Origin of the sequence: Bacteroides caecigallinarum, from assembly GCF_016902295.1 — a bacterium.
Taxonomy (GTDB): Bacteria; Bacteroidota; Bacteroidia; order Bacteroidales; family Bacteroidaceae; genus Phocaeicola; species Phocaeicola caecigallinarum_A.
On record NZ_JACJLQ010000029.1, the window covers coordinates 12076 to 34891 of the forward strand.

The following is a 22816-nucleotide window of genomic DNA, read 5'->3' on the forward strand; positions in this document are numbered from 1 at the left end:
AGTTGGTTGATGAACTCACAAACTTAAACCCCAAACCAACGGTCAACGAAGTTAAACTCACAAACTTAAAAACTCACAAACTCACAAACTCAAAAACTCAAAAAATTATGTGTGGTATAGCATGTATCTTCAATATAAAACAGCAATCGCCTGAGCTGAGACAGAAAGCTCTCGCTATGGCGAAACGCATACGCCACCGCGGACCGGACTGGAGCGGAATATATTGCGGTGGTTCGGCCATTCTGGCACACGAACGTCTGTCGATAGTCGATCCTCAGAGTGGGGGACAGCCATTGTTCTCGCCGGACAGAAAACAGATTCTGGCTGTTAATGGTGAAATCTACAATCATCGCGACATACGTGCCGATTTTGCCGGAAAGTATGAGTTCCAGACCGGAAGTGACTGCGAGGTTATCCTTGCGCTGTATCGCGAGTATGGAATTGATTTTATAGAGAAACTTAGTGGAATATTCGCCTTTGCGCTTTATGACGAAGAACGCGATGAGTTTCTTATAGCGCGCGACCCTATAGGCGTGATACCTCTCTATATAGGACGTGATGCAGACGGTAAAGTGTATTGTGCAAGTGAATTGAAAGCTTTGGAAGGAATGTGCGACGAATATGAGCCATTCCTGCCGGGACATTATTACTGGAGCCGTGAAGGCAAGATGCAGAAATGGTATAAACGCGACTGGACAGAATATGAGGCCGTTAAGGACAGATATTGCGAATCTGAAAATTCTTATCAGTCACAGGTGGACGATGTCCGCACTGCCCTTGAGGACGCGGTGAAAAGACAGCTGATGAGTGACGTCCCATACGGTGTATTGCTTTCGGGCGGACTTGACTCGTCTGTTATCTCTGCCGTAGCGAAACAGTTTGCCGACAAACGTGTGGAAACAGACGGAAAACAGGACGCATGGTGGCCACAGCTTCATTCATTTGCTGTAGGACTTAAGGGAGCACCCGACCTGGAGAAGGCCCGTCTTGTGGCAGAACATATCGGAACAGTGCATCACGAAATAAACTATACCATTCAGGAAGGTCTAGACGCTATCCGCGATGTGATTTATTATATCGAGACTTACGATGTCACAACAGTGCGTGCGTCCACTCCGATGTATCTTCTGGCAAGAGTCATCAAGTCGATGGGTATAAAGATGGTGTTGAGCGGCGAAGGTGCCGACGAGGTGTTCGGAGGATATCTGTATTTCCACAAGGCGCCGGATGCGCGTGCGTTCCATGAAGAGACAGTCCGCAAACTTTCAAAACTACACCTTTATGACTGTCTGCGTGCTAACAAGTCACTTTCTGCATGGGGAGTGGAAGGAAGAGTTCCTTTCCTAGACAAAGAGTTCCTTGATGTGGCAATGCGTCTGAATCCGGCTGTCAAGATGTGTCCTGGTAAGGAGATAGAAAAGAAGGTAGTGCGCGACGCGTTCTCATCACTTCTTCCTCAGGAAGTGGCATGGCGACAGAAGGAACAGTTCTCCGACGGTGTGGGTTATTCATGGATTGATACTCTGAAGGCAATAACTTCCGAAGCAGTATCAGACGAACAGATGGCACACGCGGCAGAGCGTTTCCCTATCAATCCGCCTCAGAATAAAGAAGAATATTATTATCGCAGCATATTCGAGGAACATTTCCCAAGCGAGTCTGCAGCAAAATCAGTTCCGAGTGTTCCGAGTGTAGCCTGCTCTACAGCAGAGGCTTTAGCTTGGGACGCATCGTTCAAGGGAATGAACGACCCTAGCGGACGCGCTGTGGCTGGAGTACACGAAGCAGCGTATTGATTTCTTTCTAACAACTCTAAAAAAAATGAACATCAGATTTACAAAAATGCATGGTGCCGGCAATGATTATATCTATGTCAACACCATTCAATATCCGATAGATAATCCGGAAGAAGTGGCTGTGGAGTGGAGCAGATTTCACACCGGAATTGGTAGCGACGGACTTGTGCTGATTGGGGCATCGCAGATAGCGGATTTCAGCATGCGCATATTCAATGCGGACGGTTCGGAAGCCATGATGTGCGGTAATGCAAGCCGCTGCATAGGCAAATATCTGTACGAGGAAGGACTGACTGCAAAGACAGAAGTGACGCTGGAAACCCTTTCAGGAATCAAGATTCTGAGACTCCATCTCTCGAAAGATAATCATGTGGATGCCGTAACAGTCGATATGAATGTTCCTGAAGTTAAAGGAAAAGTTCAGTTAGGCGACGGCTATGGCTATAAGGAAGGAATCTCCGTATCAATGGGAAACCCACATCTTGTGATATTTGTTGATAAAATATCTGATGTGGACATCAACACTGTAGGACCGGCACTGGAGAAACATCCTTTGTTCCCTAATCGCGTGAATGTGGAATTTGCACAAATCCTTTCAAATGGCGATATACGCATGAGAGTATGGGAACGCGGTTCCGGAATTACAATGGCATGCGGCACAGGAGCATGTGCTACGGCTGTGGCTGCGGCATATACCGGCAAGTGTGGCAGAGAATCATCAGTTATAATGGATGGTGGAACACTTAAGATTAAATGGGACGAAACAGACGGACATGTATATATGACCGGACCGGCTGTAAAAGTCTTTGATGGAGAAATAAACATATTATAAGTTTTTTAGTTTTTAAGTTTGTCAGTTGGTTGATGCAGACAAACTCATAACCAACGGTCAACGAAGTTAAACTCATAAACTCACATGGCACAAATAAACGATAATTTTTTAAAACTGCCAGGCAGTTATCTTTTTTCGGACATAGCACGAAAGGTCAGCAGTTTCAAGGTTGCAAACCCGGATATCGATCTTATCCGACTTGGGATAGGCGACGTCACACGTCCGCTTCCCGAAGCATGTATCAAGGCTATGCACCGTGCCGCTGATGAACTGGCTTCATCGGCAACATTCCACGGATATGGTCCGGAGCAGGGTTATGACTTCCTGATAGAAGCTATAATCAAAAACGATTTCGAACCACGCGGAATAAAACTTTCCAATCATGAAGTGTTCGTCAACGACGGAGCAAAGAGTGATACCGGAAATATAGGCGACATTTTCAGTCGTGAGAACAGTATTGCCGTTACCGACCCTATATATCCTGTCTATATCGACAGTAATGTTATGGCCGGCAGGGCAGGAGTACTGGGCAGTGACGGATGCTGGAGTGACATTACATATATGCCTTGTAACGAGGAAAACAATTTTGTTCCGTCTCTTCCGGGAAAACGTACAGATATCATATATCTGTGCTATCCGAATAATCCTACCGGTACAACACTTACCAGAGACGAGTTAAAGCAATGGGTTGACTATGCCCTTGCAAATGATTCGATAATATTTTTCGATGCGGCATACGAGGCGTTCATTCGCGAGGAGAATGTTCCGCATTCAATATATGAGATAGAAGGAGCCAGACAATGTGCTATAGAATTTAGAAGCTTTTCTAAGACTGCCGGGTTTACAGGAGTACGTTGCGGATATACCGTAATTCCTGACGAGGTTACAGCCACTGCTGCCGACGGAACGAAAGTCCAGCTCAACAAATTGTGGCTGAGACGTCAGTGTACAAAATTCAATGGCACCAGCTATATCACCCAGCGTGCTGCCGAAGCAATTTATTCGCCTGAGGGCAAGGAACAGGTAAAAGCCAATATAGACTATTATCTGGAAAACGCACGTATAATGCGCGAAGGTCTGAAGAAATCCGGAATGACAGTTTTTGGAGGAATAAATTCTCCGTATTTATGGCTCAAGACTCCTGAAGGAACCGGATCGTGGAAATTCTTTGATACTTTGCTTGAGAAAGCCCATGTAGTAGGAACACCGGGTGTAGGCTTCGGTCCGTCTGGTGAAGGTTTCCTTCGTCTCACAGCATTCGGAAAACGTGAGGACTGTATAGAGGCTATGCAACGTATTGAGAAATATATATAAACATTCCACTTAATGTTCTTCTCTTGATGGGAGAACGTCAATTACAATCTGTTTTGGTTTTATATGTATTTAGTAGGAGGCGGGACTGCAGCGATGTAGTTCCGCTTTTTTTATATACGGATTGCTCCTGTTTCATCCTTTTATATATTTTCCTGTTTCATCCTTATTCGTACCGATAAAAAAACGTGGGCAAATTTAAAATAAAACGTGGGCAAGTTTTAACTCGAATGTGGGCAAGTTTTAGTTCGAATGTGGGTACGTTCCCGGATTGAATGTCCCCGTGTCATCTGACGCATTGATTTGCGTTGTAAAAAATGTTTCATCTTGATGCAAAAATGTTGCATGAAACATTTATTATTGCGTATGAAACATTTGTTGCAAGCTTCTTTGTTATACCATTATATATTTGCAAAAGAATTTTAAAACAATTATTAATAATCTAATTAATTTAATGCGTATGGAAAGCATAAAGAGAAAATTTCTTATTGCGCTCTTCTTATTTATATGCATAGTCATGCATGCGCAAGATTTGGTGGTTCAGGGAACGGTCATTTCTGCCGTTGATAATTTCCCTGTAATTGGAGCAACTGTAGTGGAGAATGGTAATAATACCAACGGTACTATTACTGATTTTGACGGTAAATTTACGTTGAATGTTGCTTCCGGAAGTTCAATCACTGTTTCTTTTGTCGGTTTCAAGACAGTTACTCTTAAAGCTGAAAGCATGATGAACATTGTGCTTAATGAAGATTCAGAGGTACTTGAAGAAGTTGTGGTAACGGGTTATACCACTCAACGTAAGGCAGACCTTACCGGTGCTGTTTCTGTTGTCAGTATGGACGAAATCTCAAAACAGAACGAAAACAATCCCATGAAAGCTCTTCAGGGAAGAGTTCCTGGTATGAATATTACAGCTGACGGTAACCCAAGCGGTTCAACAACAATCCGTATCCGTGGTATCGGAACTTTGAACAACAATGACCCTTTATACATTATTGATGGTGTGCCTACAAAGGGTGGTATGCATGAGTTGAATGGTAACGATATTGAGTCTATTCAGGTGTTGAAAGATGCCGCTTCTGCTTCAATCTATGGTTCGCGTGCAGCAAACGGTGTTATCATCGTAACAACAAAGAAAGGTAAGGAAGGTCAGATTAAAGTTAATTTCGACGCTTCGGTATCTGCTTCTATGTACACAAACAAGATGGAAGTCCTCAATGCCAGAGAATATGGTCAGGCTATGTGGCAAGCTTATGTAAACGATGGTCAGGATCCGAATACAAATGCTTTGGGATATTCTTATAATTGGGGATACGACCAGAATGGTATTCCTGTATTGCATGGAATCAGCATGTCACGTTTCTTGGATTCTGCGAATACTGTTCCTTCTGCTGATACAGATTGGTTTGACGAAATCAGCCGTACCGGTGTAATACAGCAATACAATCTTTCTGTAAGCAATGGTTCTGAGAAAGGCTCGTCTTATTTCTCTTTAGGATACTATAAGAACAATGGTATTATAAAGACTTCTGATTTCGAACGCTTTTCAGCTCGTATGAATTCAGATTATAACTTGATTGAAAACATCCTTACTATAGGAGAGCATTTTACTGTCAACAGAACTTCTGAAGTAGTAGCACCTGGTGGTTTCTTGCAGAATGTGTTGCAGGCCAATCCGTCTTTGCCTGTATATACTACCGAAGGAGAATATGCAGGTCCGGTAGGTGGTTATCCTGACCGTGAAAATCCGGTAGCTCGCCTTGAGAGAAATTCTGATACAAAATATTATTATTGGAGAATGTTTGGTGATGCATACATCAACCTTAATCTATTCAAAGGATTTAATGTTCGTTCTACTTTTGGTATCGATTATTCTCAGAAACAACAGAGAATATTCACATATCCTATCACTGAAGGTAACGTAGCCAATGACAAGAATGCTGTTGAGGCAAAACAGGAACATTGGATGAGATGGATGTGGAATGCCGTTGCTACTTATAACTTCGAAAAAGGCAAGCACAGAGGTGATGCTATGATTGGTGTTGAGTTGAATAACGAAGACAATACATGGTTCTCTGGTTATAAAGAAGATTTCTCAATTCTGAATCCTGATTTCATGTGGCCTGATGCCGGAGTAGGTACAGCACAGGCTTACGGTTCTGGTGATGGTTATTCATTGGTATCATTCTTTGGTAAATTCAACTATACATTCGATGACAAATATCTGGCTTCATTGACAGTACGTAGGGATGGTTCTTCAAGATTCGGTAAGAATAATCGTTTTGCAACTTTCCCTTCTGTATCTTTGGGATGGCGTATGAGTCAGGAAGAATTCATGAAAGATATTGAATGGCTTGATGACCTTAAAGTGAGAGCATCTTGGGGACAGACTGGTAACCAGGAAATTTCTAATACTGCACGTTATACTCTTTATGTTCCTAACTATGGTGTTACAGAATCTGGAGGACAGAGCTACGGTACTTCTTATGATATTGAAGGTACAAACGGCGGAAAGACTCTTCAGTCAGGATTCAAACGTAATCAGTTGGGTAATGATGATATAAAATGGGAAACTACTACTCAGACTAATATCGGTATTGACTTCTCATTATTCAATCAGCAGGTATATGGATCTTTGGACTGGTTCTATAAGAAAACTACTGATATCCTTGTTCAGATGGCGGGTATCGCTTCTATGGGAGAAGGTACTACTCAGTGGATTAATGCCGGAGAAATGGAAAATAAAGGTTTCGAATTCAATATCGGTCATAGAAAAACATTCGACAACGGATTCAAATATGATTTCAATGCTAATATCTCTACTTATAGAAACAAAATTACTGCTTTGCCTATCACTGTAGCAGCTAACGGTACATTCGGTGGTAACGGTGTAGAAAGTGTCATCGGTCATGCAAATGGTTCGCAAGTGGGTTATGTGGCAGACGGAATATTCAAATCACAGGAAGAAGTTGATAATCATGCAGTACAGGAAGGTGCCGGAGTAGGACGTATCCGCTGGCGTGACTTGGACGGTAACGGTGTAATCAATGAAAAAGACCAGCAGTGGATCTATGATCCGACACCTGCATTCAGCTACGGTTTGAATATGTACTTCGAATATAAGGATTTTGATTTCACAATGTTCTGGCAGGGTGTACAGGGTGTTGATATCATCAGTGACCTGAAGAAGGAAACAGACTTGTGGAGCGGTTTGAATATCGGTTTCCTGAATAAGGGTAAACGTCTTCTTGATGCATGGACTCCATATAATTCTTCATCAGATATTCCTGCATTGACAAGAAGTGACGTTAATAATGAAAAGAGAGTATCAACATACTTCGTTGAAAACGGTTCTTTCCTTAAATTAAGAAATATACAATTAGGTTATAACTTGCCAAAATCAATATCTCAGAAGTTTAAGGTAGACAGATTGAGATTGTACCTTAGTGCACAGAATGTGCTTACTATCACAAGCAAGGAATTTACAGGTGTAGATCCGGAAAACCCTAACTACGGTTACCCTATCCCTATGAACTTGACATTCGGTATCAACGTTGGTTTCTGATTCTGAGGAATAATTTTTATAAAACATAATAATTTACAAACATACACTTATGAAAACATATATAAATATATTCATTATAAGTTTAATGTTACTATCATCAGGTTGCTCTGATTTCCTTGACCGTCACACCCCTCAAGGTACGATAGATAATGAACAGCTTAATAACCCAGAATATGTAGACAATCTGGTGATTTCTGCATACGCTATATGGATTTCAGCCGAGGATATAAATTCATCATTCTCAATGTGGAACTATGATGTTCGTTCAGACGACGCTTATAAAGGCGGAAACGGTACAGAGGATGGTGACGTGTTCCATAACCTTGAAGTTTCACAGGGTATTATGACTACTGCATGGAACATCAGCGATATGTGGCAAAGACTTTATAACTGTATCTCTCGTTCAAATGCCGCATTGCAGTTGCTCGATCAGATGGATGAAAACACTTATCCTCTCAAACAGCAGAGAATAGCGGAAATGAGGTTCTTGCGCGGACACGGACATTTCCTCTTGAAACAGCTTTTCAAGAAGATTGTAATTGCTAACGATGAAAATCTTTCTCCTGAGGAATATAATAATCTGTCTAATACTGTTTATACTAATGATGAAGGCTGGCAGCAGATAGCTAACGATTTCCAGTTTGCATACGAAAATCTTCCTGATACTCAAGCAGATAAAGGAAGACCTACAAGAGGTGCAGCAGCTGCTTATCTTGCAAAGACTTATCTGTATAAGGCATACAGACAGGATAATCCGGAAACAAATGAAGTTACAAGCATTAATGCTGAGGACCTGAAAAAGGTCGTGGAATATACTGAGGCTTCAATCATGAATGCAGGTGGTTATGACTTGGAAAGTGATTTCCATAATAATTTCCGTCCAGAACCTCAGTATGAGAACGGCAAGGAATCTTTGTGGGCAATGCAGTATTCTATCAATGATGGTACTACAAACGGTAACTGTAACTGGTCTACAGGTCTTATTGTACCTAATATTCCTGGCGTAACTGATGGAGGTTGTGATTTTTACAAACCAAGTCAGAATTTGGTAAATGCTTTCAAGACAGACAATAACGGTCATCCGCTGTTTGATAATTTCAACGATGATGATTATGACATGAGTGTAGACAATGCGGACCCTCGTCTGTTCCTTACTGTAGGTATACCAGGACTTCCTTATGAGTTTAATCCTGAATTTATGATGGATAAATCATCAACATGGAGCAGAAGTAATGGACTTTACGGTTACTATGTAACACTTAAACAGAATGTTGATCCAGAAAGTGAATATCTGGTAAAAGGTTCTTGGTGGGGAACTCCTATGAATCACATAGTATTGAGATATGCAGATGTATTGCTTATGAGAGCCGAGGCTTTAATCCAGCTTAATGACGGAAGAATTCAGGAAGCTATTGATCTGATTAATCGTGTAAGAAATAGAGCTAAGGCTTCCACTGCGATGATAGCTAATTATCCTTCTGAGTACGGAGTGAAGTATGATGTAGAACCATATTATGGTACATTCACACAGGAAGAGGCTTTGGAGAGACTTAAATTTGAGCGTCGTGTTGAATTGGCCATGGAGTCTGATAGATTTTTCGACCTGGTTCGTTGGGGTGAAGCTGAAAGAGTTCTTAACGCATATTATGCAGCGGAAGCAGAGGTTTGTACAATATATTCAAATGCTCATTTTACTAAAAACAAGAATGAGTATCTTCCTATACCTTTTGCTCAGATAAGTGCCAGCAACGGTATTTATGATCAGAATTGCGGAGGTTGGTAATAAATATTTTAAAAAGAGAATGATTATGAAAACATATATAAATAAACTGTATCTATTGTCCTTGGCATTGTTCATGATTGTTGTGTCTGGGTGCGATAATAATGAGAATAAAAGTCTTTCATTGGATGGAGACACATTTATCAATAAAATTGTTCTTGACGACCAGTATGAAGGGGTTATAGACAATAAGAACGCCAGTATAACCATAGGTGTTCCTTATGCATACGATACAGAAGCTATGACTGTCAGTCAGTTGGAATTGTCGGAAGGAGCAGAAGCTACAATAAAGACTGGTGATATAGTGAATTTCTCTTTTTCACAAAGCGTACGTGTTGTTAATGGGGATGCTTTTTTTGATTATACAATAAATGTAAAGCATGATGAGGCAAAAATATTATCATTTAAGCTGAATGGATATATTGGAGTTATAAATCATGAAACAAATGTTATAACAGTAAGAATTCCTACTTCCGAAAATATTTCTTCCCTTACTGCAAATATTGAGATGAATGAAGGAACTGTAATTGTTTCCCCGGAAAACTACAGCAATTTGGACTATTCCTCTCCTGTGGAATTTGTGGTTGAGAACAACACAGCTAGAACTACTTATACGGTTTCTGTAATACAATCAGATGCTGCAGAAGTCCTTTATGTAGGTTTGGCAGAGAATGTTGAATCTTTAAATTCTGAAGAAAAAGAGGCTGCAAACTGGATGCTTTTAAATGTTCCTTCCTCACAGTATGTTTCGTTTGATGATATTGCTAAAGGAGTTGTAGATTTAAGTTCATGTAAAGTTATGTGGTGGCATCTTCATATTGACGGCGGAATAGACAATATGGATAAATTTGATCAGAATGCAGCTTCTTCACTGACTGCCATACAGAAAATAAAGGATTTCTACGAAGCTGGCGGTAGTTTGTTGCTGACTAGGTTTGCTTCCTATTATGCCGTAAAATTAGGTGCTACATTAGATGGAAATAATCCTAATAATTGCTGGGGACAGGTTGAAGAAAGTGGTGAAATAACTTCCGGACCTTGGAGTTTCTTCATTCAAGGTAATACGGAACATGCTCTTTATCAGAATCTTGTAATGAATTCTGGAGAAAGTGATAAAGTGTATACTTGTGATGCAGGATATAGAATAACTAACAGTACCGCACAATGGCACATTGGTTCCGATTGGGGTGGTTATCCTACAGAAGCTGATTGGGAAATTCTACACGGAGCAAAAGCTATTGGAAATGGAGGTGACGGTGCTGTTGTTGCTTGGGAATATCTTCCAAATAATGGTAGAGGCGGTATCGTATGTATAGGCTCAGGATGTTATGACTGGTATTCTTATGGAGTTGATGCTTCGGGCGATAGATATCACGGTAATGTGGCTAAATTAACAGAAAATGCAATCAATTATTTAAAGGGTGAATAATCAAATCTAAAAGGTTATGAAAAATATGATATATGCTTTACTATTGGCTTCTATGGCAATGTCATTTGCAAGCTGTGACGATGAATCTCCAGTCCTTACACAAAAGGACTGGGATGGTACAACAAATTACTTCTCTTCAACCGATGAGAAAACTTTCGGAACGTACTATCAGCCTTATGTAGGTTATGTAGGTGACCCGATGCCTTTCTACGATCCGGTTGCGGGAGACTTCAAAATTCTGTATCTTCAGGATTTTCGTCCTAATCCTGAATATACTTATCATCCAATATGGGCTGTTTCGACATCTGATATGTCTTCTTATACATCAATGGGTGAATTAATACCATACGGCTCAAGAACAGATGCTGATGCAGCAATAGGTACTGGTTCAACTATTTATAATGAAGGAAATAAGCAGTATTATACTTTTTATACAGGTCATACATCTGCACAAGAAGTTATAATGCTTGCTACATCATCTGATTTTAAGACATGGATCAAAGATAAGACTTTTTATCTTCAGGGGGGACAATATGGATATGATGTAAAAAACTTCCGTGATCCTTTTGTGTTTAAAGGTGATGACGGAAAGTATCACATGATAGTATCAACAATGAAAAACGGTAAAGGGTCTTTAGTTGAGTTTTTGTCTGAAGATTTGATAAATTGGCAGGATAACGGAGTTTTCATGACTATGATGTGGGACAGATTCTATGAATGTCCGGATATCTTCAAAATGGGTGATTGGTGGTACATGATATATTCTGAGAAACACTCTGCTATAAGAAGAGTACAATATTTCAAAGGACGTACTCTTGATGAATTAAAGAATTCTACACTTAATGACAATGCTGTTTGGCCTGATGCTCATGAAGGCTTTCTTGATTCAAGAGGGTTTTATGCAGGGAAAACAGCTTCTAATGGTACTGAAAGGTATATTTGGGGATGGTGTCCCACTAGAGAGGGTAATAATAACACAGCTGTAGGTGCTGCACCTGCGGAACCGCAGTGGGCAGGGGCTTTGGTTGCTCATAAACTGATCCAACATGAGGATGGAACCATTACACTTGGTGCTATTGACGGTATATCTGATAAATATGCTAAAACATCAGAAATTAAAGTTATGGCTCAATCAGAAGAAGGTGTTCAGATTAATAATGAAACATATTCATTATCCTCTGGCGGTTATGTATTGTTTAACAGACTTAATGTACACAACAAGATAACATTTAAGGTTTCGGTCTCTGATGCCTCAGACAAGTTCGGATTTTCTTTATGCCGTGGTACTGATTCAGACAAATTCTACAGCATGGTTATAAATCCGGAAGGAGAAAGTAAGAAAAAACTGAATTTTGAGGAAGAAGGAAATTTGGGAATGGGATTTATAGCTGGTGCAGACAGCTATACGTTCGAATCACCTGCCGACAATACATATAATGTTACAGTCTTTACGGATAATTCAGTGTGTGTAGTATATATCAATGATGTTCTGGCATATACTAACAGAGTATATGGCATACAGAAAAATTGTTGGTCTATCAACTGTTATGATGGAAATATTTCTGTCAGTGATTTGAAAGTAATGTATTATTAAATAGACTATAATTAATTATTGCTGTTCGTTCCGTGCTGTTTATCTTTATTATGTTTAGGTTTTTTTTAGATAAACAGCCGCAGACGGCAGTTGTAGCTTGTTTCAAAGTCTAAAACTTATTAATCTAAAGGACATGAGAATAATATTTGCACTATTGGCTTTTTCGCTTTTTTCTTCAGTCTCATATTCTCAGTATAATGAAAGTTACAGGTCTGTTTATCATTTTGCTCCCAAGAAAGGTGGAATTGGTGACCCGTGCGGATTGATTTATAATAAAGGAAAGTTTAATTTGTTTTGGTGGGGTAGAGCTTACACTGAAGATTTTACGACTTATAATGAAACTGCTTCCAGAGCAGTAGTAGGCGATGACAACAGTTTTATGTATTACACCGGCTCCTGTGTAGTCGACAAGAACAATACAGCGTCGTTTGGCAAAGACAAGGTGATTGCTGTCTATACCATGGCAAATAAGAAAAATAAAATCCAGTCGCAGGGACTTTCAGTAGAAGGTGATGACGGATTGATGCATTATTATGAAGGCAATCCTGTGCTTGATATAAATTATGAGGATTTTCGCGATCCTACGGTCTTCTGGTATGAGCCGGAGCAGAAATGGGTAATGGTGATAGCTTTGCCTATAGAGAGAAAAATCAGATTCTATTCTTCAGCAGATTTGAAGCAGTGGGATTGGATGAGTGATTTCGGACAGTTGGGGTCGTGCGAGAATATATGGGAATGTCCTGATATCTATGAGTTGCCTTTGGATGGAGATTCCAGCAATAGGAAATGGGTACTGATGACATCTGTTGGTCCTAATAAAGGACAGTATTTTATTGGTACTTTCAACGGTAAATCTTTCGAGTTGGACGAAGATTGCAGAGAATTTCTGCTTGAAGGTAAAGGACTCAAAGGTGATGTCTTTGCAGATTTCGATGCGAATGACTATGGAGATTGGAAATACAAAGGTGAGGCATTCTGGATGTCGCCCCGCAGAAATAACACTTCTGCTCATCTTGGCTCGGGTATGGCTTCGTCATACGGTGGAGGTGATAGAATGAAAGGAACATTGCTTTCTCCGGAGTTTGTAATATCATCGACGGCAATTAACTTTCTTATTGCCGGCGGAAATCATCCCGGAAAGACATGTATTGATTTGCTTGTCAATGATTCTGTAGTAAGAACAGCTACCGGCGGCAATTCTTCATATCTGAAATGGAATGGATGGAATGTTTCAGACTATATTGGAAGTAAGGCCAGAATAAGGATAAATGACGATTATGACGGCGAGGATTTCGGTTTTATCAGTGTTGACCATATAATGTTCTCTGACGAGCTGATGACTAACAATATGGAGCATGCCTTATGGGTGGACGAAGGAAGTGACTTCTATGCTGCCAGAGCTTTTAAAGATTATGACGGTACACTTGATGAAACTGTATGGATGGGGTGGATGAATAATTGGGATTATGCCAGGGGCGAAATACCTGCCTCCAGAGGCTTGGGATTTTGGTCTATTCCGCGCACTATATCTTTAAAGACATATCCTGATGGAGTACGCATGGTTCAGAAACCGTTTGACAAACTGAAGAAACTGCGTACAAATAAAAAAGAATACAGTGGAGTAGTCCGAAAAGGCAGTATGGCAATACCGTCTTTCGTTCCTGAACAGAATGTATACGAGATGGATGTGACATTTACTCTCACTGAGCCCGATGTGATAGGTCTGAATCTTTGTACAGGCGACGGTCGCAGCCTTCCTGTAAGATATGACTCAAGGGTTTCATTATTGACTGTCGACAGAACCAGCTGTACTTCGGAGGATATCCCGAGATTCAGTCGTAAGATGAACGGACATATTCCGCTTGCCGACGGCAAACTCAGACTGCATATTTTTGTAGATAAGTCTAGTGTAGAGATTTTTGCCGGTGACGGAAAATTGGTTTTCTCTTTACTGACTTTCCCCGGTGATAATCAGACAGGAGTAGAATTATACTCCGAGAATGGAAATACTGCTAAAGTCAGTCTTAAGGCCTGGAATATAAAAAGTGTATGGAATAAACAGTAAATTTGTGAATTAACTATTATTAGAATAAATATGAATAGCATGAAAATCACAGCCCTTTGCGTGTCGCTTGCATTCTCTTTGGGGATACAGGACGCGAATTCAGCAATCAGGGTTAAAAATCTTGGTAACGAAAATAATTTCGTTTACATCAGTCCGGAGAAAAAGTTTCTGCTGATTCCGGTGGAAGACTCTGCACCGGAAGGAGAGATAGATTTTGTATATCAGAACAGCAGCCTGACAGAATACGTTCAGAAGGTGCGTCTATCTCGTGGCAAGACTGATTATTATGTACCGGTTGACTTGTCACAATTCGACAAGGACAGTCTTATTATGATAGTCAGGGGTGTTCCTTCGAACTCTGTTTGTTGGAATGATATAAAAGAGTCAGACGATATGTCGATTAGTGTAGAGAAATTCCGCCCTTCATATCATCATACCCCAGCATACGGATGGATGAATGACCCTAACGGAATGTTCTACAAGGATGGAGTCTATCATCTGTATTTCCAGTACAACCCTTACGGATCAATGTGGGGAAACATGCATTGGGGACATTCTACTTCTACTGACCTGGTGAACTGGAAAAATGAAGGTGTTGCAATTGCTCCCGATGCCATAGGAACAATTTTCAGCGGCTCGTGTGTGGTTGACCATAACAATACATCTGGCTTCGGCGAAGGCGCTGTGGTGGCATTCTATACTTCAGCAAAACAAACTCCATGGGGTGACTGCCAGACACAGAGTATGGCTTATAGTCTTGACAATGGTAAGACATTTATTAAATATGAGAATAATCCTATTTTGACATCTTCAGAAAAAGATTTCCGCGATCCGAAAGTGTTCTGGTATGCACCAAAAGAACATTGGGTAATGATGCTTGCCGTAGGTCAGCACATGGAAATTTATTCTTCAAAGAACCTGAAAGACTGGACGAAGGAAAGTGAATTCGGCGAAGGACATGGATGCCATGGAGGAGTATGGGAATGTCCGGATCTGGTAGAACTCCCGGTAGAAGGTACTAAGGAAAAGAAATGGGTGCTTATATGCAATATCAATCCTGGAGGTCCTTTCGGCGGCTCGGCTACACAGTATTTTGTAGGCGATTTTGACGGCAGCACTTTTACAAACAATTATCCTGAAGAAACCAAATGGATGGATTACGGCAAGGACCATTATGCTACAGTGACATGGAACAACGCTCCCGACGGCAGATGTATAGCCATAGGATGGATGAGTAACTGGCAGTATGCAAACAATGTTCCGACACTTCAGTACCGCAGCGCAAACACCATAGCCCGCGATTTGTCTCTTTTCAAACAGAATGGAAGTGTATTCCTGAAATCGGAGCCTTGTAAGGAAATGGTTGAAGCAAGAAAAGATGGCAGACAGATAAAGGCAGTAAATGTAGCCAAAGCTGAAACAATATCACTGTCACCACAGAGTGGTAACGGAGCTTACGAAGTAGAACTCTCAATCAATCCGGGCAAATCAAAAGAAGTATCATTCACTCTTTCAAACGGAAAAGGAGAGAAAGTCCTGATAACATATGATACGGTGAAAAAAACTTTAGCAATGGACCGTTCGAAGAGTGGTGAAGTATCTTTCAGTAAAGATTTCCCTGCAGTGACAGAAATGCCTGTAAGCAAATCCAAGGAATTGAAGCTTCGTCTGTTTGTCGACAAGTCCAGTGTAGAGGCTTTTGTCAATAATGGAGAATTCGTTATGACAAACTGTGTGTTCCCGTCAGCACCATACGATATGATTACATTTGAAAGTGACGGCAATAGGTATAAGGTTAAAAATATAAATATATATCAGATAAAGTAATATGGCTACAGTAAAACTAAATAAATTAATTCCCGTGATGCTTTGTTTCTTCGCCATGGGTTTTGTCGACCTGGTGGGAATAGCATCCAATTATGTGAAGGCAGATCTTGGCTTGAGTGATTCTCAGGCCAACATCTTCCCTTCCTTGGTATTCTTCTGGTTTCTTATATTCTCGGTGCCGACCGGAATTCTGATGAACCGTATAGGCCGTAAGAAAACAGTACTGTTAAGCCTTGTTGTAACATTTGCTTCATTACTTCTGCCAATATTCGGCGACAGTTACATGCTGATGCTCTGTTCATTCTCCTTGTTGGGTATAGGAAATGCCCTTATGCAGACATCATTGAATCCGCTGTTAAGCAACATTATAAGTGGAGATAAACTTGCCAGTTCCTTGACATTCGGACAGTTCGTAAAAGCCATAGCTTCATTCCTGGCCCCTTACATAGCCATGTGGGGAGCCACTCAGGCAATGCCAAGTTTCGGCTTGGGATGGCGTGTGCTTTTCCCCATCTATATGATAATAGCCGTAATAGCTGTTCTCTGGCTTTCTGCTACACCAATAGAAGAAGAACGTCCTGACAAGGCATCCGGTTTTGCCGATTGTCTTAAACTTCTTGGTTCACCTTTTATTCTGCTTTGTTTTGTCGGCATAATGTGTCATGTCGGAATCGATGTAGGAACTAATACCACTGCTCCTAAGATATTGATGGAACGCCTGGGTATGAGTCTTGATGAGGCATCTTTTGCTACTAGCCTTTATTTCATCTTCCGTACCATCGGTTGTTTTTCGGGTTCAATAATCCTTCAGAAGGTTTCTGCACGTTCTTTTTTCCTGATAAGTGTCCTCTGTATGCTTGCTGCCATGGTTGGACTGCTGACTTCTGATGCCGATTCAGTGATATATACTTCCATAGCATTGATAGGTTTCGGCAATTCAAATGTCTTCTCAATAATCTTCTCCCAGGCTTTGCTATCAATGCCTGAAAAGAAGAACGAGATATCAGGTCTGATGATAATGGGTCTTTTCGGTGGAACAGTATTCCCTTTGTTTATGGGATTTGCCTCTGATGCAGCCGGTCAGGACGGAGCGGTAGCTGTAATGGCAGTAGGAGTGATTTATTTATTGATTTATACCATGAAACTTAAAAAATAACACATTATGAATGATTTAGTAGTAGGAATGGGTGAAGCACTATGGGATGTGCTTCCTGAAGGAAAGAAATTGGGTGGTGCCCCTGCAAACTTTGCATATCATATTTCACAGTTCGGTCTTAACAGCCGTGTAGTGAGTGCCGTAGGCGATGACAAATTAGGTACTGAAATATTGGAGAACTTCCGCGAGAAGAAACTTTACGGAATAGTTGAGACAGTTCCTTATCCTACAGGTACAGTGCAGGTGGAACTTGATGCAGAAGGTGTTCCATGTTATGACATAAAGGAAGGTGTTGCATGGGATAATATTCCTTTTACACCAGGACTTGAAGATCTTGCCCGTCATACACGTGCGGTATGTTTCGGCTCTTTGGCGCAGCGTAGCGTCGTATCGCGTGAGACAATAAACCGCTTCCTCGATGCCATGCCCGAAGGTGATGATATACTGAAGATATTCGATATCAATCTCCGCCAGGGATTTTACACCAAGGAGATACTCTGCAATTCATTCCGCAATTGTAATATTCTGAAAATAAACGATGAGGAACTTGTGACTGTGAGCCGTATGTTCGGCTATCCTGGTATTGACCTTCAGGATAAGTGTTGGATTCTCCTGGCCAAGTATAACCTGAAGATGTTGATTCTGACATGTGGAGTGAACGGTAGTTATGTATTTACTCCAGGCAGTGTTTCTTTCGTAGAGACTCCAAAGGTTGTTGTTGCCGATACTGTAGGAGCAGGTGATTCGTTTACCGCCACATTTGTAGCTTCCATCCTTAAAGGAAAGTCAGTACGTGAGGCTCACGAACTTGCAGTAAAAGTATCCGCATACGTATGTACACAGAACGGCGCGATGCCAGTGTTGCCGGAAGTATATCTCGACTAGTTTTCAATAGGCGTTCAGATTTAAAATATTATTAAGACGGCCGGTGAACACTGTTTGTTGAATGTTCATCGGCCGTTATTGTATGTTTATTTTTTCTTTAATACATCCGTAGGATTCTCCCCAAAGAACTCTTTATAGCATTTGGTGAAGTATGATGGCGATGAGAATCCCACTTCGTATGCTATTTCAGATATACTTTTTTCGCTTGAAGTCTTTATTATAGCATTTGCCTTATTAAGCCTTGCTATCCTTAACAATTCGTTAGGTGTATATCCTGTCAATGCTTTAGCCTTTCTGTACAATTGTACGCGGCTGAATCCTATCTGTTCTCCCATTTCTTCTACGCTGAAATCAGCATTGCCGATATTTTCTTCAATCAGACGGCGCAGTTTTTCCACAAACCCCTTGTCCGCATCTGCCAGAGGAGTGGTATTTGCCAAAGTCTTGTCCCCGAAGAAATCCTTCAGCCTTTTACGGTTATCTATCAGATTATGTAGTCTGGCCATCAGAAGTTCAGAACTGAATGGCTTGGAGATGTATGAGTCCGCACCACATTCATATCCTTTTATCTTCTGTTCGTCCATTGAGTATGCGGTAAGCATCATTACAGGTATATGCGATGTGCGTGGCTCGGCTTTCAGACGTCGGCAACATTCCATTCCATCCATTACAGGCATCATTACGTCGCATATTATTATGTCCGGTACATTGGCTATCGCGAGTTTCATACCTTCGCTTCCGTTGGCGGCTTCGAGAACTGAATATTGGTTGCACAGAAGAGATCTTACGTATTCCCTGACATCCTGATTATCGTCAATCACAAGCACTATGCCTTTCGATACATCTTTCTTGCCTGCATTATTACTCTCTGCCTTAAGACTTTCCTGATCTGCCATAACTACAGCACCTTCTTTAAGGTTGGTAAGGAGAGCTTTACGGTCAACACTTCCCGTTACTGTTCCATCCTGTTTTACAGGGATACTGATAGTGAATACAGTGCCGCTGCCCTCCGCGCTTTCCACACTGATATTGCCATGATGCATTTCCACGAACGCTTTGACAAGTGCAAGGCCGATACCGGAACCGGCATGGTGAACGTCTATCTGATAGAAACTCTCGAAAATGTGTTTCACGTGTTCGGCAGGCATGCCTACGCCCGTATCAGAGAATTTCATGGTGATTCTGTCGTCTCCCTCTCTGCACACCGAAATGTTTATACTGCCGTTTTCCGGTGTGAACTTGAAGGCATTCGAAAGAAGGTTGTATGTTATTCTCTCCATCATTTCCGCGTCGGCTATTACATTGTAGTCGCCTTCTTCGGCATTGAACCGGAATGTAATGTGTTTTCTGTACGCAAGCGTCCTGAACGCCTCTGCCCATTCTTTTACGCAGTCTCTGATGTCGAATTCCGAGAGATGCATGTCCAGCTTCCCGTTTTCGAATTTACGGAAATCCATAATCTGATTGATAAGCCTCAGAAGGACGGTAACGTTCTTGTTTATAATGCCCAGCAGAAACTTTTCGTTGTCGTTAATATTCTCGCTTTCCATAAGTCTTTTCACCGGGTCGGCAATGAGGGTAAGCGGGGTGCGGAAGTCGTGCGACACGTTTGTGAAGAAAGACAGTTTTGCTTTTGTCGCCTCTTCAAGTTTCCGCGATAGGTCGATAAGCTGGTCGCGCTGTTCCTCCAGCTGCTGTTTCTGCCTGGAAAGTTCCGCGTTAAGCCTGATTTTCATCCAGTATGCCCTTACAACAAAGAACAGCAGTACCGCAAGCAGGATTGCTATAACGATACACGCGTAAAGGAACATTTTCTGCGATGAATATCTCATGAGGAAGGCATCAAGCTTCCTGTTAAGGATTTCTATTTTCCCGTCCAAAGTCTTGATATGCGATGTCTGCATCTGCATTATACGCGCGTTTCCTGCATTTACCAGAGCAGATGAAAGCAGATTCTCTCTTTCGAATTTTTTCCCCTGAAGAATGTCCATTGCCACTTGTATGGCTTTGTCGCCCCCTGTAGGATAAATGAATGTCGCGTCCAGAACACTGTCTGTCACCAGCTCAACACCAAATTTCTCGCCTGCCAGCGCGTCAACACCTACAAACAGCATTTCCTTTTCCCTTCCGGCTTTTCTGGCCGCCTCGTATGCGCCGGATGCCATACGGTCATTTTGTGCGAAGACTAAATCAATCTCTTTATGTCCGGACAGAATGGAGTCGAACTTGAATTCCGCATTGGCTTTAAGCCATGCCGCGTCTGCTGTTGCTATTATTTCAATAGAAGGAAAGTCTTTCAGCACGTCGTTCATTCCTTTCTGCCTTTCCAGTGCAGGAGTAGAGCCTTTCAGTCCGGTAAGTTCCACAATCTTGCCTTCACCGTTCAGCCTGTCCGCTATATATGTTCCAATCTGTTTCCCTATGAAATAGTTGTCGCCGCCCACGAAAGCGGTATATTTGTCCGAGGTTATTTTTCTGTCCACGAGTACCACAGGAATGCCATTGTTGAACGCTTTTTCCACCACGGGAGTAATAGCTTCAGCCTCGTTTGGCGAAACGATGAGCAAATCCACTCCTTTTGAAATAAAATTATTTATGGCCTTTATCTGCTCGTCGCTATTGTCCTTAACGGTATTGATGTCCACCTTGAGGTTAGGGTAGAACAGAGCCTCACGTTTTATCTCTTCGTTCATGCGGGAGCGCCATTCGTCGTCGCTACATTGTGAGACTCCTATAATAAAATCATACTTAGATCTTGTGCATGACGAAATAAATAATAACAGAAAAAATGAAATGGCTATATAGATATAGTCTGCGATATGTTTGACTTTGCTGTGTTTCATCTTATTGGTTTAGGTATATTGATTTTATATTTTACGGTCTTTCACGCAAAAGTAATCAATATATGCAATATTTACAAATGTCGTTGGAGTGGTGATGTTTCTCTGAGTTACTATGATTTTCTCACAAACAGTATTCATTATACAATCTTCCAATCTGAGATTGTACCTGTCTCTGAAGAAAAACTTGCTCCTATTTTGAAAATTTTACGTCCATCCAAAATATATTCACGAGCATAACCTTTATTTTCAATCTGCTCAATGGCCTCAACTGCCGTACCGTCAAGTTTGAATTCAAATATATATATGTACTTCGGAGTTTCTACTATACAATCTACTCGCCCTTGGCTCTGCTGTTTTTCTGTGTAAACTGTATAAACACTAATCAGTTTCATAATAAGATAAAAGGTATAGTGAAAATATCTTTCCTTTTCCCTTTCATTATCTTTTCTTCTCATGGAATAAGGAATGCTCGAAAGAAACGAAGTGAACAGTGGTTCCAACTTCTCTATATTCCCGGCACGCATAGCATCAAGAACGTCAAAAATCCATCCTGTAATTCTTTCACCCGGCTGGAGGTAAGAAGTTGCAATCATAGTAATAAAACCATTTTTAACTTCATTGTTCGGGAAGTCTAAAAGGAAGCGGTTCCCAAACTCTTCATATCCTTTTATCGTAAGGTATCCACTCTGGTAAATCATTGGCAAAGGCATTTCCACATCAGCCTTATAATCAATAAATTCTTCCTGACGATAATACTTTCCAGTTAATTCATTTATATTTTCATTAAAATGGTTCATTAATCTGATTAGATACGTAGGCGTTCCTGTCTTGAACCAGTAGTCTTCTATGCTTTTACTATCAAGAGCATTCAACAGGCTGAAAGGATTATAGATGTCTGTCATCTTCTTGCTGAAATGATAGCCGTCATATTGCCTTTTCATTTCTGCAAGCATAAAATTATAATCACAGTTATATATTTCTGCCATCTCTTCAACTGGCTCCTGAAAATATGTTTCAAGTTCTTTTTGTGTAATGCCACACAATGTTTCGTATCTGGCATCCATACTGATATCCTTAGGCTGGTTGAATCCACTAAATACACTTACCTGAGAGAATTTGGTAACACCTGTAAGAAGCACAAACTGAAGATGCGAATCTGCACCTTTGAATACAGAATAGAAAGCTTTTAGTATATTCCGATGACGGTCTTCAAGGAATGCATCAACGTCAAGGACATCAAGAATCGGTTTGTCATACTCGTCTATAAGGACAACGGAACGTAATCCTGTCTGCTCATGAGCGGCACGAAGTACTTCTACAAAACGGTCACCTATTCCAAGCAAACCACTTCTGTCAGGTAATCCATACTTAAGCTCCCACTCGGTAACATAAAAATTAAGCTTCTGTTCTAAAGTTTCTTTCTCAGTAAAATTTGTACTGTTGAAGTCCACATGGAATACAGGATAAACATTCCAGTCCTTTTCCAACGAAGCAATCTTAAGCCCATTGAAAAGCTCTTTTCTTCCCAGGTAGTAATTCTTAAGAGTTGATACAAGAAGACTTTTGCCGAATCTCCTTGGGCGACTCAGAAAATATATTTTCCCTTCATGTGCCAGATTATAAATCAAATCCGTCTTATCCACATAAACATAACCGTCTTCGATAATCTGTTCAAAACTCTGTATTCCTATAGGATATTTCATAAGCCTAATACTTTATCGTTTTTACCC

13 protein-coding genes are annotated in these 22816 nt (G+C 41.0%); 11 read left to right on the forward strand and 2 right to left on the reverse strand.

What is annotated here, in order from left to right:
• The first annotated feature begins 107 nt into the window (after positions 1–107).
• The 11 genes from asnB to H6A27_RS10440 all read left to right on the forward strand — a co-directional run bounded on the left by asnB (position 108) and on the right by H6A27_RS10440 (position 18243).
• Entirely contained in the window at positions 108–1796 is a 1689-nt protein-coding gene (asnB, locus tag H6A27_RS10390) for an asparagine synthase B (protein ID WP_204508626.1), read from the forward strand.
• Between the two features lie 25 nt (positions 1797–1821).
• Positions 1822–2628 carry a diaminopimelate epimerase gene (gene dapF / locus H6A27_RS10395; RefSeq protein ID WP_204508627.1) on the forward strand — a complete coding sequence of 269 codons (807 nt, stop codon included), beginning with the start codon at positions 1822–1824 and terminating at the stop codon, positions 2626–2628.
• An 84-nt stretch (positions 2629–2712) separates the two neighbouring features.
• Positions 2713–3942 carry an LL-diaminopimelate aminotransferase gene (locus tag H6A27_RS10400; protein WP_204508628.1) on the forward strand — a complete coding sequence of 410 codons (1230 nt, stop codon included), beginning with the start codon at positions 2713–2715 and terminating at the stop codon, positions 3940–3942.
• A gap of 514 nt (positions 3943–4456) precedes the next feature.
• Complete coding sequence (locus tag H6A27_RS10405; protein ID WP_420867853.1) at positions 4457–7507, forward strand: SusC/RagA family TonB-linked outer membrane protein; 3051 nt, start codon at positions 4457–4459, stop codon at positions 7505–7507.
• A gap of 49 nt (positions 7508–7556) precedes the next feature.
• A complete protein-coding gene (locus tag H6A27_RS10410; protein WP_154043379.1) occupies positions 7557–9290 on the forward strand; it encodes a RagB/SusD family nutrient uptake outer membrane protein in 1734 nt (577 codons plus the stop codon).
• A gap of 25 nt (positions 9291–9315) precedes the next feature.
• Positions 9316–10716, forward strand: a complete 1401-nt coding sequence (locus H6A27_RS10415) for a DUF4960 domain-containing protein (RefSeq protein WP_154043378.1) — start codon at positions 9316–9318, stop codon at positions 10714–10716.
• 16 nt (positions 10717–10732) lie between these two features.
• A complete protein-coding gene (locus H6A27_RS10420; protein WP_204508630.1) occupies positions 10733–12310 on the forward strand; it encodes a glycoside hydrolase family 32 protein in 1578 nt (525 codons plus the stop codon).
• 133 nt (positions 12311–12443) lie between these two features.
• Entirely contained in the window at positions 12444–14375 is a 1932-nt protein-coding gene (locus H6A27_RS10425; RefSeq protein WP_204508631.1) for a glycoside hydrolase family 32 protein, read from the forward strand.
• Positions 14376–14414: 39 nt separating this feature from the next.
• Positions 14415–16202 (forward strand): glycoside hydrolase family 32 protein, encoded by a 1788-nt coding sequence (locus H6A27_RS10430; protein ID WP_420867855.1) that lies wholly within the window; start codon positions 14415–14417, stop codon positions 16200–16202.
• A gap of 1 nt (position 16203) precedes the next feature.
• On the forward strand, positions 16204–17358 hold the full coding sequence (locus H6A27_RS10435) for an MFS transporter (RefSeq protein WP_204508633.1): 1155 nt from the start codon (positions 16204–16206) through the stop codon (positions 17356–17358).
• Between the two features lie 6 nt (positions 17359–17364).
• Entirely contained in the window at positions 17365–18243 is an 879-nt protein-coding gene (locus tag H6A27_RS10440; RefSeq protein WP_204508634.1) for a carbohydrate kinase family protein, read from the forward strand.
• An 86-nt stretch (positions 18244–18329) separates the two neighbouring features.
• Here H6A27_RS10440 and H6A27_RS10445 read toward each other — a convergent pair whose 3' ends face one another.
• Complete coding sequence (locus H6A27_RS10445; RefSeq protein ID WP_204508635.1) at positions 18330–21086, reverse strand: hybrid sensor histidine kinase/response regulator transcription factor; 2757 nt, start codon at positions 21084–21086, stop codon at positions 18330–18332.
• A gap of 137 nt (positions 21087–21223) precedes the next feature.
• Positions 21224–22789, reverse strand: a complete 1566-nt coding sequence (locus H6A27_RS10450; protein ID WP_204401636.1) for an ATP-binding protein — start codon at positions 22787–22789, stop codon at positions 21224–21226.
• Positions 22790–22816: the final 27 nt, after the last annotated feature.